This is a genomic window from Thiomicrolovo sp. ZZH C-3 (assembly GCF_054862725.1).
Genome location: NZ_JBTKXX010000002.1, coordinates 12,613 through 29,402, shown reverse-complemented (window position 1 = coordinate 29,402; position 16,790 = coordinate 12,613). Strand labels below are relative to the sequence as shown.

The following is a 16,790-nucleotide window of genomic DNA, read 5'->3' as shown; positions in this document are numbered from 1 at the left end:
TTGACAAGGCAGAATCAGACAATCAGCGTTTCGGCTGCTTCAATCACTTCGTATGCCTCAATCGATTTCATACATTCATGATGTTTCAGGGGACACTCGCGTTTCATGCAGGGGGCGCATTCCATGTCGTGGCGGACGATGGCGCTTTTGGGGTTGTCCCATTGGCAGGTCTCTTTGTGGCGCGTCGGGCCGAAGATGGCGACGGTAGGGATGCGGTAGGCGGCCGCGACGTGCATGGGGCCGCTGTCGTTGGTGACGAAGAGTGACAGCCCACCGATCGCCGAACAGAGCTCCGGGATGGTCGTTTTTCCCGCGAGGTTGCGGTAGTTCTCAACCCCCCGTACCTGCAGATCCTTTTCAATCGCCTCCGCCATGGCCGTTTCCCCGGGACCGCCGAAGATAACGATGTCGTAGCGGTCTGAAAAATGGGCGGCGACGGCGGCGAACTTTTCGGGGTACCACCGTTTGGCCGAACCGTAGGTCGCCCCCGGGTTGATGCCGAGTGTCGGCCTGTCAAAGGTCTGCGGTGTCATGAAAAGGCGCAGCGGTCCCGGGGTTGTCTCGCCGCCGCAGAGGCGGTCGGCGAGCCGCTGGTACTGCCGGGTGAGATGCTCTTCGCGGGAGAGGGCAACGGCGTCGCTGAGCAGCAGCTGCGCATGCCAGCTTTTACGGGCGACGGTCCTGGGGGTTCCCGTCCAGCGCAGCAGCAGCGAGGCGTGCAGCTGGTTGCGGAAACTGACCGCGGCGTCATGGTGGCCGATCGTTTTGGCGAAGCGGTAGGTGTTGGCGAGACGGTTCCCACCCTTTTTCGTCTCGTCAACGTAGGCATTGACACACATAGGGTGGTATTTGAGGGCTTCGACGGAGACGAAGGAGCCGACCAGGGTCAGCCGCGCCTGGGGGTAGCATTCGCAGAGCGACTCAATGGCGGCCGTGGCCATGACCGCGTCGCCGAGCCAGTTGGGCAGGATGACCAGCAGCTTCACGCTTCGTCCTTTTCAATCAGATAGACCGGGGCGCCGGTGACGGTTAGGGCGTCTGTCGTAAAGGGGGTGCCGTCACGGCCGATAAAGTGACGGGGTTCGGCAAAGTGCCGGGTATACTCGGTCCCGTTCGTCCAGAAGACCCGCAGCAGGCCCTCGGGGCGCTGCAAGAGCATTTCAAACCGTTCACGTCGCTGCTGAAGCGCGATGTGACGCGCCTCTTTCAACAGGGAAGTCATGGTCTTGAACGCACGAAACGCGGGGCGTTCATGCCACCCCTCCCGGGTATCGACGAGGCCGTAGCCGGGTGCGGCGAGCTGGTGCCAGTAGACGGTGGCGACCTGCTGTGTCGCCAGGGCGAGCAGGTAGTAGCGCACCATGTACGAGGCGTAGCTCTCCTCGTCGACGCACTCCTTTTCGCTGGTCGGCGCGTAGGGGGCCGTCCCGCTCAGCGGCCAGTTCGCCTCGGTGAGGTAGAGGGGATACTTTGCCCGGGGAGAGAGCATGACTAGCGAGGAGAGGAAATTGATCTTGCAGGGGAGGTCGCACCCCGCCTGGGTATTTTCCGGGGCCCCGCGGCGGTCGACGTAGAGCAGGGCATTGACGGCGTCGAATCGGACACTACGGAGGTTGAAAAGGGCATGGGCCGCAAAGTGGTACTCGAAATCGATGACGCCGGGGCCGATGAGCTTCAGCTCCGGAAAACGCTCGTCGCGGAGCTGCTGCGCCGTTCTGAAAAAGTCCAGGTATTCGTTGACACTGGCAAACCCCCATTTCGCACGGTTGATCGTCGTGCCGATCTGGAAGCGGTTGCCGAAGGGGGCGAGGGCGGCAAAGGTGCGCTCGAACGCTTGCCGGCGCAGTGCCGCATCTTCAATGTGTTCCCGGTCCTGCATCAACACGAAGAGCAGCTGCTTTCCTTCGAGTTTCCGGACAAAGGCGGCGATTGCTTCCAGGGCCTCGGGTTCCCAGAGTTTGACCCGGATCAGCAGTTCGGTGGTGCCGAGATCGGTAAGAGCGGCAAGTGTGGCTTCGGGCTCGCGGAGGGGATCGACGATAAGGCCTGTAAAACGGGAGGCTTCGACCGGGCGGCGGCGCAGGAAAGGCATGGCCAGCAGGGCCAGCGGCAGCCAGAGCAGGCCCGAGAGCGCCGTTTTGGCAAGGGAGCCCCGCTGTGCTTTGCGCAGGCGGCGTTTGAGGGCGCGGTCTTTGAGCTGATAGGGCTGGTCGGAGTGGAAGTCCCAGGCGTACGGCGGTTTCATAGGACGTATTATAGCGAAGCGGGTGTCAGCGTCTGCCCGCCAGAGAGGCGTACGTCGGCCGGGCTGCGCGGTAGGTATGGAAACGGCCTGTTTCTCCGGCAAACAGCAGTCTTTGGGAGACGTCGGTAAAGGCCGAGGCGCGCAGGGTATAGTCATCGGAAACGCGTCCGCACGCCGCGGGCTCTGCCCTGTATCGGGAGATGTCGTAGCAGCTGACCTCCCCTGTGGCAGCAAGGTATTCGACGGCTTGCATTCCCTCGACCCATCCCAGAATACCGTTGCGGTAATAATCGGCGACGAAATGGTGATCGCTGACAAGCGATTTTCCGCTGAAATCCGGCATCAGTTTTTTGTAGTCCCCGAAGACGATGTCGACGACGGTCGGGGCGATGTCGCGCTGCGATACATAGTGGTCGAGGTAGTGAGGTGCAATGCCGGCACCGTAGAAGGCAAGGGGGATCATAAAGTTCTCAAAGGTGCCGTCGACGCCTCCGCCGCAGTGGTCGGCGAAAAAGACAAAGAGCGTGTTCGGATAGCGTTCCTGCACCGCGGCTACGAACTCCCCCAGGGCCGCGTCCGCAAAATGCAGCGCATTCAGGCGGTTGTTCTGTTTTTCATCATCGGTGAATCGCCTTTTCCCGATCCCCTCCGGGAGCTTGTCGTCATGGGTCGTGGCACCGTTGATACCGAGCACGAAAGGCGAAGAACTCTCCCCGAGTTTCTGCAAGGTAAAGGCGTAGAGGTCCTGGTCGTAGACGCCCCAGAAGTTGCTTCCGAAACGGCGTTCGGTCACGTCCTCCTTGCCGTAGCTTTCGCGAAAACCAAGTTTCTGCGCCAGCGCGCCCGTGCCGCTGGTCTCTTTGGCCGTCCCCTGGAAGAAGATACTCCGGTATCCGCGGGCATTGAAGAGGTCGATGACCGAACGGTAGCGGAAGTTCTGCAGCTGGGTTTTCGCGACGCTTCTGGCAAGGGGATTCTGATAGGAGACCAGGGTGGCGAACATCCCTTCCGTCGTCCGGTGACCGCCGGCGATTGCGGCTTTCGGACGGAGCGAACGGGGAAGGATGCTGTCGAAAAAGGGTGTCGTCTGGAGCGCATGCCCGTAGGGCTGCATATTGATGCCGCTCCACCCTTCGAGAAAGAAGAAGATAACGTTCGGCGTGGCGTTCGTACCGTTCACGGTGCTGCCGTCGTCATAGATTTCGGCAAACCCCCGTTTGACCTCCTGCGGCGAAAGTTTGGCGACGCGCCGGGGTAGGAGACGCCCTTCCGTGTCGACAAGGGAAAAGAGGGCACTGTAGCTTCCGTTGAGGGCCAGCTGCGCCAGGCGGGCGTCCCCGATCTGGCTTGACTGCCAGGGGGTCAGGGGGATATGCGCGAACATGCCGCGGATGAAAAAGACGGAAAGGCCCACGAGCAGCAGGGTTTTCGGAAAATAGTAGCGGTCGAGGGAGACCGGGTGAAGCCGGGAGCGGCTGAAACAGTAGAAGCCCCACACCATTAGCGGTAAAGCAGTCAGTGCGGTGAGGGTGAAGAGGGTATTCTGGCCGAGTGCCGTCATAAAAAGCTCACCGGCGTCGTTGAAAACATCGGTGATCTCGTAGGCGATATGGCGGGAGGCATCTTCGAAGTAGAGAATGTCGGAGAGTTGCAGCATGACGAGCAGACCGAGAAGCAGCGCGGTGCCGATGTGCAGAAGCCGGGCATTGAACTGCCCCAGCGTCGCCAGCAGCGTGACGATGGCGGCGGCGGCGATATCGAAACGGTACCCCCACAAAAGGGCGTACAGCAGGGATCCGAGGGGATAGCCGCCGAAACGGTCGGCGTAAAAGATGAGAAAAAGCAGTTTGGTCGCCGCCAGCAGGAGGTAGGCGACTGCAAACAGCGTAAAGTAATTGCGCAGAAAAATCATAGACTGCCCTCTCCCCGGCAACCGGCATAGGGGGAGTACGGGGGCCGCTCTCCCTGGAATGCGCTGTTTTGTTGTCTGAATGTAACCCTATTGTATCCTAATTCTAATACCCCATTGGGTACAATCACCTCCAAGAAAACCGCGAGGAGCGAAGAGATGAAAATATCCGTCATCGGCACGGGCTATGTAGGCCTGGTCAGCGGGACCTGTTTTGCACAGATGGGCAACAGCGTCACCTGTGTGGACATCGATGAGGGAAAGATCGCGAAACTGCGCCAGGGACTCATCCCGATCTACGAACCGGGTCTGGAGACGATGGTTCTGGAGAACCATGAGAAGGGTACCCTCGCGTTCACGACCGATATCCAAGAGGCGATCGCTTCGACGGATGTCGCCTTTATCGCCGTCGGTACCCCGATGGGTGAAGACGGCAGCGCGGACCTTCAGTACGTGCTGGCCGTTGCCAAAAGCATCGGTGAGCATATGCAACACTATATGGTCGTCGTCGATAAATCGACGGTCCCCGTCGGGACGGCGGACAAAGTCAAAGCCGCGATCCAGGCAGAACTGGACAAGCGCGGCGTTGACCTGGCGTTTGATGTCGTCTCCAACCCGGAGTTCCTCAAAGAGGGCGCGGCTATCGAGGATTTCATGCACCCCGACCGCGTCGTCATCGGTGCCGAGAGAGACACGGCGATGCAGGTGATGCACGACCTCTATGCCCCCTTTATGAAAAAGAGCGATCGTTTTATCGGGATGGATATCAAAAGCGCCGAGATGACCAAGTACGCTGCGAACGCGATGCTCGCGACGAAGATCAGCTTTATGAACGAGATGGCCAATATCTGCGAACGCGTCGGCGCGGATGTCAACAAAGTGCGCCACGGCATCGGCAGCGACGGCCGCATCGGCTACAGCTTCATCTACCCGGGCTGCGGCTACGGCGGCAGCTGCTTCCCCAAGGACGTTCAGGCCCTCGCCAAAACAGCCAAGGATTTCGGCTATATCCCGCGGATCCTCGACGCCGTTGAAGCGGTGAACTACGATCAGAAGATGGTCATAGCGGACAAGGTGATCAAACGTTTCGGAGAGGATCTTTCCGGCCTCACCTTCGCCGTCTGGGGGCTGGCATTCAAACCGGAAACGGACGATATGCGCGAAGCCTCTTCTATTACGATCATCAACGCCCTCACGGCACGCGGCGCGAAGATCAAAGCCTACGACCCCAAAGCGCGTCACGAGGCGGAGAGCTACTATCTCAAGGGTAACGAGAGCGTCGAATACGTCGACAGCAAATACGATGCCCTCACCGGCGCTGATGCGCTCATCCTCGTCACCGAGTGGCAGGAGTTCCGCAGTCCGGACTTCGACGAGATCGACAAACGCCTCAACAGCCCGATCTTCTTCGACGGCCGCAACCAGTTCGACAAGGAGCGTATGGCGCGCCTCGGATTCGAATACTTCCAGATCGGGGTCTGAGAACGTTATTTCCGATAAGAAAAAAACTACAGAAGGAGAAAGCTTGAAGACAGCTTTTTTTGTTTCGACGGGACGGACCGGGACCGACTTTTTTACCGATTTTTTCAACAATGTCGTTGAAAACTCCTGGAGTCTTCATGAGCCGAAACCAGCATTCAGAAAGCGGGGGCATCAGCTGATGTCCCGTCCCCACACGGCGTGGGAGAAGTACTACTTTTCGCTGCCGCGGCGCTGGTGGCACATGAAGCATTCCGAAGAGTGGTATGTGGAAACGAACTACCACCTCTTTGCTGCCATTCCGCTGATCCGGGACGCCTTTCCCGATGCCCTCGTGTTCCACATCGTCCGCGACGGCAGGGATGTGGTGACCTCATGGCTCAACCGCGGCCGCTATATCACGAACGACCACATGACCCCCTTCCATATTCCCGGCGACCCGGCGCAGGCGTTGTGGGAGAACTGGAACGCGCTGCAGAAACTGGCCTGGTACTGGAAAACGGTCAACACCCGCGCCATCGAGACCCAGCCGGATATGATTATCAAGTTCGAGGAGCTCTTTAAGACGAACAAAGAGCTCATCTTCGACATCCTGGCGAAGTTTGACGGCCTGGTGTATGACGAAGCGAAGGTCCGCGCTTCCCTGGAGAAGAAAGTCAACCGCAACCGGATCGAGTTCTTCCCCAAGTATGACGAATGGCCGCGCCATTGGAAAGAGCAGTTCTGGGAGATCGCCGGGGAAAAGATGGAAGAGCTCGGCTACGCTTTCAAGCCGTAAAGCTGTAGCCTTCGAAGAAGGGATACTTTTCGAACTCCCCTGCCACCCGCGCTTTGAGCGCGTCATCCCACGTATAGTCGTTACGGGTTTTATGCGGTTTCGTATAGACGATCGCCGCGCAGGCATCGAGATACTCCTCGGTCGTCTCAAGGCCGAGAAAATCGCAAACTCTTTTCAGCTCCTCTTTCGGGTACTCCATGAAGTTTTCGATTTTGATATGGATCACATCGTCTGCATCCACCTGTTTAAAGACCGAATTCGCCGTCTCCACGAGGGAGAAGTAGTGCTCGAGTTCCCCCGTTAGCGCCTCCGGCGTCACTTTGCTCTTGTCCGAACCGACGGCCCGGTAGGCCATGGTGCTGATATTGTCGTAGGGGTTCCGGATGACGTGGATGAATTTGATCGGGAGGTCGATGGTCTTTTTCAGTTTCTTCAGCAGTTCCGGGTTCCGGCTGAAACGCCTGGAGCTGTTCCCCCCGCGTTTGTCGCCGATCACCTTCAGGTCGGTGTATTTGCCCTGGTACTGGCCTTCGACGGCATAAGAATAGCCCGTCCACTCGCGGCCGGCCTCGGTGAACTGCTTGGCGTTGCGCAGCAGCAGGTGAAAGATGGCCTCTTTCGAAAACCCGTACTTGATATATTTGAGTACATCCTGCTCATGGGCGATATTGGTTTGGGGATGGGCGTCGATCAACGAGCCGATCAGGCTGTGGCTGCTGCGCGGATAGCCGACGAACATACAGTAGGTTTCGACATGGTCAAAAAGGTGCGGCTCGGCTTTCAGCGCCCGTTTCGTATAAAAGTAGTCTTTGAGCAGGTCGAGCTTTGCTTTGACGTTTCCGAACATAGAGTATTTCCTTGTTTTTGTGATGATAATAATACAGTAAAGGGTGTTGGGGTTCGCTGATTTTCAGCGCCTAGTGCCGATAGAGCCTTTCGTACTTTTCGGTCATGGCGGCGGGTGAGTAGGCGTCGAGTTGGTCCCGGGCATGGGCGCTCAACCGCGCGCGAAGGGCAGCATCGCCGTAAAGGCGCTTGATGGCCTCGGCGAGCGCACGGGCATCGCCGGGCGGCACGAGGAGGCCGTTGGCGTCATCATGAATGATGTCGGGGATGCCGCCGACATTCGAGGCGACGATGGGCACATCGAACTGCATGGCGTCGAAGAGGATGGAACCCAGCCCTTCATAGCGTGAGGGGAAGGCGAAGAGGTCAAAGCATTTGAGGTAGTCGCCGACGTTGTTGACGAATCCCTCGAAGGTGACGTTCGCGAGATCCGCCGCCGCCGCTTTCAGCCGCGCTTCGTCCTGACCGCCGCCCAGCAGCACCACTTGGACGTCCGGGTGTGTTTTCGCCAGGAGACGGGCCGCCTCGATGAGCACGGCCTGGCCTTTGTGGGCATCGACAAGCGCGCCGATATGCCCCACGACGAATTTTCCCTCAAACCGGCGTTTCAGTCTGCTGACACTCTCCCCGTCGAATGCGAGGCGGCTCCAAGCGCTCGGGATGATTGCGACATCGGTGTCGGGAACAAGTTTATGTATCTCCGTTTTGATGGCTTCGGAAAGGGCGACGCACTGCGCGGCATTGGCATAAATGGCCCGGTTGAAGGCGTTGTTCGTGATGGCGTGGTCGACACGGCGGGTGACGATGTAGGGGATACCGAGGAGCCGTCTGCCGAAGAGGGCGAACTGCGCCGCTTTCGTTTCGTGCGCATGCAGCAGGGCCGCCCCTTTGAGCCGGCGGAGGTGAAAGGCGTAGGGTTTACCGATCTCGAGGACGGTGAGGTTTTCGATCTCCCGGCAGCGCCGTCCCAGTTCCGAACCTTTGCGCACGAGCAGCCGCTGGCAGTAGCCCCGCTGCGAGAGTGTTTCGATCAGTAACTGCGTCTGCCGCTCGCCCCCACGGAACCCTTTGGCAAAGTTGGCGTGGGCGATAAGCGCTCCGGGATGCTCCATCGTAACTGTCCTCTCTCACTGCATATTCCGGACGTATCCGAAGGGTAACCGGATCGTGTCGGAAGGATGCCGTATGGTACTGTAACATTGCCAAAAATCACGATGCCCCGCTGCCGGGGACGAAGGATGATTGGTGATGCTTAACCGCCGTTACCTCCGGATCGATGCGGACAGAAACAGCAAGTTTACCTACTATATGCGCAACGTACTCGCCTACCCGCTGCCGGGTATTCTTTTCCGTCAGCACCGCGATTCACTGCTGGAGCGAGGGAAAGCGGATACGGAAGTGCAGGAGCGGTTGCACTACTATAACCGCTGCGACGCGCCATTCCACCTGGGAAGCGAAGCCGACACACTCGATGCTTTCAGAAAGGCGAAAAAAAAGACCTACTTCTTCGATCTTTACGGATGGTGGCGCTATTTCCGCCCCGAGTACCGCAGCGCCTACCTCTTCGGGGATATCACCCACGTGCCGCCGCAGCCGACCCTGGTCAAAAGCCGCCCCATTGACGGGGATAACCGCAATTCGGTGCTGATGAATCTTAATAAAGTACGTCACTTCGTCTTCGTGAACGACAGGGTGCCGTTCGAGGCGAAAAAGAGTATGGCGGTCTGGCGCGGCAAGGCGTACGGAGAGCACCGCAAGGCGTTCGTGAAACGTTTTTACGACCACCCGCTTTGCGATATCGGACAGACGAATACGAAGTTCGAGCGGGACGTGCCCTGGCAGAAGGGGCGAATGACGCTCAAAGAGCAGCTGCAGTACAAATTTATCGTCTCCATCGAAGGCAACGATGTCGCCTCGAACCTCAAGTGGATCATGTCCTCCAATTCACTCGCGTTTATGGCCCGGCCCAAATACGAGACCTGGTTCATGGAGGGCACCCTTGTACCCGATTACCACTATGTCCTGCTCAAAGATGATTATTCCGACCTGGAGGAGAAGATCGCCTATTACAGTGAACATCCCGAGGAGGCGAAGGCCATTATCGCCAATGCCCACCGCCACGTGGCACGGTTCCGGGACAGTGAACGCGAGGCGATACTGTCCGTGTCGGTATTGGAGAAGTATTTCGAACGTTCGGGGCAGCTGGAAGCGGAGCGTCAGCGTCCGCGTGCACAGAAGAGACGGCGTACGGTCCGCCCGGTCCCGGCGCTATTCGGGGTGTAAAGGGGTTTACTTCTTCCCTTTGAGACGCTTTTTGAAGTTGACGACCGCTTTGGTTTTGCGGTCGAACGCGGCGATGGCTTTCACTGCCAGCGCTTCGTCGATACCGCGCAGCTCGGCATAGACCCTTCCCATCAGGGCGAGGTCATCGGGCTGTGCCCAGAGCTTGCTGAAGTTTTTCAGCCCTTCAAGAGGGCCGATGGGGCGGAACTGCATGCGGTTGATATCGACGAGCATAAAGGTGTAAGCCCCGTTCTCTTTCCGTATCAGGATATTTCCGGGGGAGTAATCCTCGTGCCAGACCCCTTTTTCGTGTAGACTGCAGGTGAAGGTCGTAAAGGCACGGAGGATCGCCTCGACATCCTCTACCTCATGATGCAGCACCTCCCGGATTGTAAAATCATAGGGCTCGTACTTCGAGATGAAGAAACTTTGCGCGAAGAGCCCGCGCTCGAAGAACTCGATATAGCCGATAGGCTGAGGGGTCGGGACATCCAGATCCTGCAGTCGAACGCCGTTGTGATAGGACTTTTTCGCCTTCGAATCGCGCAGATAGGCGTAGACGAAACGGTTGAGCAGGTGGGGCACCTTGAACGCCTTGATGACGGTCTTGATACCGTGCATAGGGACGATCCGCAGTTCGTTGCGCGCTTTGTGGATGCTTTCATCCGAGGAGGAGAATTGCGCTTCGACCGAGAGCAGCTCTGTTTCAAACTCGGCATAGTCTGGATGGATCGTATAGCGGACAGACAACGGCAACCCTTTTGTAAGTGAGTGGAATGGTGATGTGCTTCTGACTTGCGTCACAGCGGGGCCGTGATGGAAATAACGGACGATGGGCAGCATTATAACAACCGGGGGGGAAAAGAATATTGAATCGGAGTGTTTTCACAACGCACAAGAGCTTGCGCAAGGATTGTTGGGCCGGTAATCTGATAAAATTAGCTATCACTATACAAGACTGGGACACCGATTGAAATCGATTGCACGGCTCTATACTTTTATTTATTCGTATTATCTCAAGCTCTTCTATTCCAAGCGGGTAAAGCTGATGGGGCGCATACACGCTAACGGCTTTTTTACGATCGAAGTCGCCAGGGGGGCGACCCTGACGATCGAGGGCGACATCACCCTGAAGTCGGGCACGCTGATCGGCGTCCGCAAAAACGCTTCGCTCCGTATCGGCGCGGGGTGTTTTTTCAACCGCAACTGCACGATTGTCTGCCGTGACGCGATCCACATCGGGGCGGACTGCCTTTTCGGGGAGAGCGTCAAGGTCTATGACCACGACCACAGGCTTGCCGGCGGGAAGGTCTCGAAAAGCGACTATACGCTGGGCAGCGTTGAGATCGGAGAGGGTTGCTGGCTGGCGAACGACGTCAATGTGCTGAAGGGGAGCGTGCTCCCTGCGAACAGCGTCGTTGCGGCCAAAGGGGTCGTCAACCGTCCGCTGGAGCATGCGGGCATCTACGCGGGCATTCCCGTCGCCTATAAAAAAGCACTACCTAATTAACGAAGAACGGATCGAATGAAGCAGAAAATTACAGCAAATATCATTACACTGAATGAAGAGGAGAATATAGCGGACGCGATCCGTTCCGTTCAGGCCGTCTGCGATGAGGTCCTCGTCGTCGATTCGCAGAGCACGGACAAAACGAGGGAGATCGCCGAATCCCTCGGGGCCAAGGTTGTCGTCCAGCCCTACCTTGGGGACGGGCCGCAAAAGGCATTCGGCGCGCCGCTGGCCGCGAACGACTGGATCCTGAGTCTCGATGCCGATGAGCGGCTTGACGCAAACGCGGTCGAAGCGATCGCCGGCCTTGATCTGGCGAACAGCGGGTATGACGCATACGCTTTTCGCCGGAAGAGTTATATCGGACGACACTTCATCAAGCTGTGGTATCCGGACCGGCTCGTGCGCCTGTACAACCGCAACAGTGCGGGATTCACCCAGGCGATCGGCCATGCGAAAGTCGAGGCGGAGAAGGTCAAGGAGCTTGACGCGGACCTGCTGCACTACTCCTACAAGAGCTACGGGCAGATGATCAACAACATCGAAAAGTTCGCCGCCCGCGGTGCGCGCATGCTGCACGCCAAGGGGAAGCGGGCCCGATGGTACGACCCGTTCCTGCACGGCGGACTGACGTTCTTCAAAAAGCTGGTCGTCAAAGGGGGGATGTTCCACGGCATGCCCGGCTGGACCGTCTCGATCATCTCCGGGTTCAATACCTATATGAAATACATGATCCTGATCGAGATGCAGGAGAATGAAGCAGAGGAAGAGACGTCGGCATGAAGTACCTGCACATCATGAAGAACGAGAAGTTCATCGCCTCTTTCATCACCTTCATCCACACCCAGTTCAACCCCGATGAACATCTGTTCATCATCCTGGGGGGCGTGTCGCAGGAGAAGCACCCGGTACCGGATCATCCCAATGTGATCGTTATCAAGAGTATGAACAGCCCTTTGCGCTATTTCTCGGCCGTCAAGCAGCTGAAGCCCTATTTTGAACAGGCGGAAAAGGTGATCATCCACAGTCTGCTGATCCGCGGGATCATCGACTTTTTCTTTTACAACCTGCGGTTCTGCACCAAAGCGTATTGGGTCGTATGGGGGGGAGACCTTTATGACTACCCCGCCAAGAAAAAGAAGCTCAAGCGGCAATTTTATCTGTATAAGAAGCGTCAGGTGATCAAGCGCATTGCGGGTCTCATCACCTACATTCGCGGCGATTACGAGCTTGCGAGGCGCTGGTACGGCGCCGAGGGCAGCTATCATGAATGTCTGATGTACCAAAGCAATACCTACAAGGCGATTCCGCTTCCCGAAACGGAGAAAGAGGAGATCTGTATCCAGGTCGGAAATTCGGCAAACCCCACGAACAACCATCTGGAGATCCTGCAGAAGCTCCGCCCCTATGCCGATGAAAAGATCAAAATCATCTGTCCGCTTTCGTACGGAAGCAAACAGCATGCAAAGAAGGTGGCGGCGACGGGCAAAGCGTGGTTTGGCGACAAGTTCCAGCCGTTGATGACGTTTCTGCCTTATGAAGAGTACCTGAACTCCCTCGCCGAGATTGACATTGCGGTGTTCAACCATAAGCGGCAGCAGGCAATGGGGAACATTATCACGCTGCTCGGCCTTGGTAAGAAAGTCTATCTGCGAAGCGACATCTCCACGTGGGGACTTTTTGAGGAGAAAGGGGTGCAGCTGTTTGACAGCTGCGGGCCGCTTTCGATTGAACGGTTGCCTGCAGAGACGGAAGCAGCGAATTGTCAACGCATCCAAACGCTCTTTTCGGATGCTGTCTTGCAAACGCAGTGGGCAGAGGTTTTTCAGGGAAGCGGACAGCGATGATCGTCTTTTACCTCATGACGGAAAAAGGGTATGTCACCCTTCAAAACTTTGTCGAAGCATACGGAACGGAGAAGATCACCTATGTCTGTTCGGCGAGGGATGCACAGATGGAGACGGATTATTTCGACAGGATCGGGCAGCTCTGCAGTACGCACGGCATCGCTTTTTTTGCGCGCGGCGAAGAGCCGGCAAGAGCGGCGGAGACCTATGCGTTTACGATCGGCTGGCGCTGGTTGCTGCCATCCTCGGCGAATCTGATCATCTTCCATGACTCTCTTTTGCCGGCATACAGGGGGTTTGCGCCGCTTGTCAACGCCTTGATCAACGGGGAAGAGCGTCTTGGCGTTACGGCCATATTCGCCGCAGACGAGTATGATAAAGGGGATATCGTCGCTCAGGAAGCGATCGATATCGCTTATCCCATGACCATCCAGCAGGCGATTGAAAAAATTGCGCCGCTCTATTCCAAGCTGGTCAACTCCATCAGTGCGGCCATCATCGGCGGCAAAGGAGTTGCGGGGACACCGCAAAGGGAGTCGGAGGCCACGTACAGCCTTTGGCGGGATGCGGAAGATTACTGCATTGACCTGCATAAAGACGCCGATCGCATCAAACGCGAAGTGGATGCCCTCGGTTCGCCGTACGATGGCGCCAAACTGTCGCTGAACGGTGAGATGATCACGCTGGTGAGCGTCGAAGTGTGCTCTGATGTAGCGATCGAGGACCGCGACAGCCATATCGGCAAGGTGATTTTTTACGCGGAGGGGTACCCGGTCGTTGTGTGCAAGCGGGGATTGCTCAGGATCCTTGATGCCCGAAAGAGCAGAACGGGTGAAAGCGTATTGCCCCTGAAACAGTTTCGATCCCGATTTGAAAAGGTGGACAGACCCTTATGATTTTTTTTAATGTACCGGCGTACACCGGTAAAGAAGATGCGTATATGCTCGAAGCGGTTCGGAGCGGGAAGATCTCCGGTGACGGCCTATTCACGAAGAAGTGCCACGAATGGTTCGAGCGTGAGCTCGGGTGTGCCAAGGCCCTCTTGACGACATCATGCACCCATGCCCTGGAGATGGCGGCTATTCTGATAGAGATCGAGCCGGGCGATGAGGTGATCATGCCGAGTTACACCTTCGTTTCGACGGCCAACGCGTTCGTCCTGAGAGGGGCGAAGATCGTTTTCGTCGACATCCGTCCCGATACGCTCAATATCGACGAGACGAAGATCGAAGCGGCGATCACCGAGAAAACGAAGGCAATCGTGCCGGTTCATTACGCCGGCGTCGGCTGCGAGATGGATACGATCATGGCGATCGCGGAACGCCACGACCTCTACGTTATCGAGGATGCCGCGCAGGGGATGCAGGCGACCTATAAGGGGCGCGCACTGGGCACCATCGGGCACATCGGAACCTACAGTTTCCACGAGACGAAGAACTACACCGCCGGCGGCGAGGGCGGACTGCTGATCATCAACGACGAGCGTTTCGCCGAGCGGGCGGAGGTCATCCGGGAGAAGGGGACAAACCGCAGCCAGTTCTTTCGGGGGATGGTGGACAAATACACCTGGGTCGATATCGGTTCATCCTACCTGCCGGCGGACATCAACGCGGCCTATCTCTATGCGCAGCTGGAGGCGGCCGATGCGGTCAATGCGGACCGTCTGGCAAGCTGGCGGCACTATTACGAAGCGTTCGCCGCACTGGAAAAAAAGGGTATCGATCTGGCGACGATACCGGCACACTGCGAGCACAATGCCCATATGTTCTACCTCAAATGCCGTTCGTTCGAGGAGCGTTCCGCTTTCTTGGAGCACTGCAAAACGGAAGAGATCCTGGCCGTATTCCACTACATCCCGCTTCATGCATCGCCGGCGGGCAAACGGTTCAGCCGTTTCCACGGCGAAGACCGTTTCACGACTGTCGAGAGCGAACGTCTTGTCCGCCTCCCGCTCTATTACGGGATGGGCGAGGCGACGCGTCAGCGCGTCATCGACGTCGTGACATCCTTCTACGGTGACTAGACCTTCACTCCCCCGTATTACCGGCTGAACTGCCGGTTCTCCTCCAGACTTCTGATCAGGATTTTATTCATCCTTTTTTTATCGTTCAGTTTGATCTTTTTGTATGTCTTCGTATCGCGTATCTCGTTATTGAAGGCTTTGGAGATGACGTCGGAGATGACGAAGGTTTCGTCTTCACAGATAATGGCGTTTTCGTTCCAGTTCCCTACAAAGGCGCATTCGCGGTTGTAGTCCGGGGCGAACAGGTCGTAGCCGTGGGCATAGTCGCTTGCGGGGTTGTCTGTTCCCAGCATCGCCATCAGCGTCGGGGCGATATCGAGGTGCGAGGTGAGGCGGGTCACTTTTTTCGGTGCCGTGCCCGGCAGGCGGATATAAAGCGGCGTGCCGACCTGCTCGCGGTCGTAGGCGGAGTTGTGTCCGTAGTGGTCGTGCTCGAAGAACTCCTGCCCGTGGTCGGAAAGGACGATGATAACGGCGTCGTCGTAGAGGCCCCTGGCCTTGAGTGCGGCGATAAAGCGGGCGAAGCGGTCATCGACCTGATACGCGGCATTCTTGTACATGTTGAAGAGTTCCGTCCGCTCCTCGGCGGTCGCCGTCAGGTACTGGCTGCTCACCTGGTCCGGGGTATACTTCCGGAAAGCGTCGTCGTAGGCGCGGCTGTGGACCGCATCGAGCCAGACGAAGGCAAACATGGGTTTGTCCATCTCCTGTTTCCCGAGCCAGTCGTCGAAATAGGTGACGGTCGCCAGGTCATTCTGGGTCTTGGTACCGTTGTAATCATCCTTGATGGCATCCTGGACGTCGTAAAAGATCGTCTGCCGGAACTCCGGCCAGGCGGTGTTGACGCTGGAATCAATACTGATCTGGTAATCCAGTTTCTTGAGGGTCTCGAACAGTACCGGGCCTTTCTTGGCATTGAGGAAGCCGAACCAGTAGCTGGAGTTGATGCCGTAAAAGATCGAGAAGAAGCCGAAACGGGTATTGTTCCCGCCGCTGTAGTGGCGCTCGAAATCGACGGTCTCGCGTTTGAAGGCAGCCATGTTGGGCATGTTGTCGTCATTGACGATGTCAGGGCGGAGGGCGTCGACCCCGAAGATGAAGATGTTGGGTGTTTTGGGGTGGGTGACGCTGATGGGGTGCAGTGGATAGTGGATATTGGTGATCTTCTTGATGTTGACGTTGATCCCGTCGTTCTGTGCCTTCTCCATGCCGAAGGTGCCGATGAGCAGGTCGTCCATCAGCAGCGGCTGGTAGAGGGGGACGACCTTCGTGCGTTCAAGGATGTTGCCGTCGAGGTGGAGGTTGGCCACGGCGTAGGTCAGTTTTTCGCCGACGATGACGAGGAGGAGCAGGGGGACGAGGGTACGGTTCAGCCGGCGGTTGACCCGCAATGCCTTCTGGGCGGGAATCCGGGCGATCCGTTTCAGCCCAAGGAGCAGCAGCGCCGCCAGGACGGCAATGACGATGAAGACGATCACGACGGCCTGGCCCGTCATCTGCAGGCTGTCGTAGGCGGCCGGCGAGAAGAGGATATTGAGCACCATGCCGTTGATATGGAAATTCCAGATGCGGTAGATGGCAAAGTCGGTCATCAGCAGAAGGTCGGTGAGAAAGAACAGCAGCAGAAGCAGCACCGTCGCCAGACGGGTCAGGCGGAAAAAAGCGCGCAGAAGCAGCCAGTAGATCAGGTAAAGCGTCGCCGTCGTCGAGAGCAGGGCCGCCGCGGTGAAGAGCAGGGCCGAGGGGGTGTAGTGGCTGTTGAAGAGGGCAAAGGCCAGTGAGAGCAGACCGGTCGTGAGCAGGTTGGCTTTGAAAAAGAGGGCAAGATGCTGCGATGTCATGGTGTCACTTTTTCGTGAAAGTATACCAG

Annotated in this window: 15 protein-coding genes; 8 read left to right on the top strand and 7 right to left on the bottom strand. The window is 57.4% G+C overall.

Going from position 1 to position 16,790, the window contains the following annotated elements:
• Positions 1-14: 14 nt before the first annotated feature.
• The 3 genes from waaF to ACXWTF_RS08565 are packed head-to-tail and all read right to left on the bottom strand — an operon-like array spanning position 15 to position 4,157.
• Complete coding sequence (gene waaF / locus ACXWTF_RS08575; RefSeq protein WP_461714603.1) at positions 15-986, bottom strand: lipopolysaccharide heptosyltransferase II; 972 nt, start codon at positions 984-986, stop codon at positions 15-17.
• Positions 983-2,245 carry a glycosyl hydrolase gene (locus ACXWTF_RS08570; protein WP_461714602.1) on the bottom strand — a complete coding sequence of 421 codons (1,263 nt, stop codon included), beginning with the start codon at positions 2,243-2,245 and terminating at the stop codon, positions 983-985. The genes waaF and ACXWTF_RS08570 overlap by 4 nt, the downstream gene beginning before the upstream one ends.
• A gap of 25 nt (positions 2,246-2,270) precedes the next feature.
• Positions 2,271-4,157: an LTA synthase family protein gene (locus ACXWTF_RS08565; RefSeq protein ID WP_461714601.1), complete on the bottom strand. Its 1,887-nt coding sequence runs from the start codon at positions 4,155-4,157 to the stop codon at positions 2,271-2,273.
• A gap of 156 nt (positions 4,158-4,313) precedes the next feature.
• Here ACXWTF_RS08565 and ACXWTF_RS08560 point away from each other — a divergent pair, with 156 nt between their 5' ends.
• Together ACXWTF_RS08560 and ACXWTF_RS08555 are read left to right on the top strand one after the other, a co-directional pair.
• A complete protein-coding gene (locus ACXWTF_RS08560) occupies positions 4,314-5,636 on the top strand; it encodes a UDP-glucose dehydrogenase family protein (RefSeq protein ID WP_461714600.1) in 1,323 nt (440 codons plus the stop codon).
• Positions 5,637-5,679: 43 nt separating this feature from the next.
• Positions 5,680-6,411, top strand: a complete 732-nt coding sequence (locus ACXWTF_RS08555) for a sulfotransferase (protein ID WP_461714599.1) — start codon at positions 5,680-5,682, stop codon at positions 6,409-6,411.
• Here the strand turns inward: ACXWTF_RS08555 and ACXWTF_RS08550 are convergent.
• On the bottom strand, positions 6,401-7,258 hold the full coding sequence (locus ACXWTF_RS08550; RefSeq protein WP_461714598.1) for a sulfotransferase family protein: 858 nt from the start codon (positions 7,256-7,258) through the stop codon (positions 6,401-6,403). The two genes, ACXWTF_RS08555 and ACXWTF_RS08550, sit on opposite strands and share 11 nt — an antisense overlap.
• Positions 7,259-7,328: 70 nt before the next feature.
• Positions 7,329-8,369 carry a glycosyltransferase family 4 protein gene (locus ACXWTF_RS08545; protein ID WP_461714597.1) on the bottom strand — a complete coding sequence of 347 codons (1,041 nt, stop codon included), beginning with the start codon at positions 8,367-8,369 and terminating at the stop codon, positions 7,329-7,331.
• Positions 8,370-8,505: 136 nt separating this feature from the next.
• Between ACXWTF_RS08545 and ACXWTF_RS08540 the strand changes: the two genes are divergently transcribed.
• Positions 8,506-9,540, top strand: a complete 1,035-nt coding sequence (locus tag ACXWTF_RS08540; RefSeq protein WP_461714596.1) for a glycosyl transferase family 90 — start codon at positions 8,506-8,508, stop codon at positions 9,538-9,540.
• Between the two features lie 6 nt (positions 9,541-9,546).
• Here ACXWTF_RS08540 and ACXWTF_RS08535 read toward each other — a convergent pair whose 3' ends face one another.
• Entirely contained in the window at positions 9,547-10,290 is a 744-nt protein-coding gene (locus ACXWTF_RS08535; RefSeq protein ID WP_461714595.1) for a lipopolysaccharide kinase InaA family protein, read from the bottom strand.
• Between the two features lie 298 nt (positions 10,291-10,588).
• Between ACXWTF_RS08535 and ACXWTF_RS08530 the strand changes: the two genes are divergently transcribed.
• The 5 genes from ACXWTF_RS08530 to rffA are packed head-to-tail and all read left to right on the top strand — an operon-like array spanning position 10,589 to position 14,920.
• Positions 10,589-11,050: an acyltransferase gene (locus tag ACXWTF_RS08530; RefSeq protein WP_461714594.1), complete on the top strand. Its 462-nt coding sequence runs from the start codon at positions 10,589-10,591 to the stop codon at positions 11,048-11,050.
• Between the two features lie 15 nt (positions 11,051-11,065).
• Complete coding sequence (locus ACXWTF_RS08525; RefSeq protein ID WP_461714593.1) at positions 11,066-11,833, top strand: glycosyltransferase family 2 protein; 768 nt, start codon at positions 11,066-11,068, stop codon at positions 11,831-11,833.
• Positions 11,830-12,897: a TDP-N-acetylfucosamine:lipid II N-acetylfucosaminyltransferase family protein gene (locus ACXWTF_RS08520; RefSeq protein WP_461714592.1), complete on the top strand. Its 1,068-nt coding sequence runs from the start codon at positions 11,830-11,832 to the stop codon at positions 12,895-12,897. Before ACXWTF_RS08525 ends, ACXWTF_RS08520 begins: the two co-directional genes overlap by 4 nt.
• On the top strand, positions 12,894-13,793 hold the full coding sequence (locus tag ACXWTF_RS08515) for a methionyl-tRNA formyltransferase (RefSeq protein ID WP_461714591.1): 900 nt from the start codon (positions 12,894-12,896) through the stop codon (positions 13,791-13,793). The genes ACXWTF_RS08520 and ACXWTF_RS08515 overlap by 4 nt, the downstream gene beginning before the upstream one ends.
• Entirely contained in the window at positions 13,790-14,920 is a 1,131-nt protein-coding gene (gene rffA, locus ACXWTF_RS08510) for a dTDP-4-amino-4,6-dideoxygalactose transaminase (RefSeq protein WP_461714590.1), read from the top strand. The genes ACXWTF_RS08515 and rffA overlap by 4 nt, the downstream gene beginning before the upstream one ends.
• 17 nt (positions 14,921-14,937) lie before the next feature.
• Here the strand turns inward: rffA and ACXWTF_RS08505 are convergent, their stop codons facing one another.
• A complete protein-coding gene (locus ACXWTF_RS08505; RefSeq protein ID WP_461714589.1) occupies positions 14,938-16,761 on the bottom strand; it encodes a sulfatase-like hydrolase/transferase in 1,824 nt (607 codons plus the stop codon).
• Positions 16,762-16,790 lie beyond the last annotated feature (29 nt).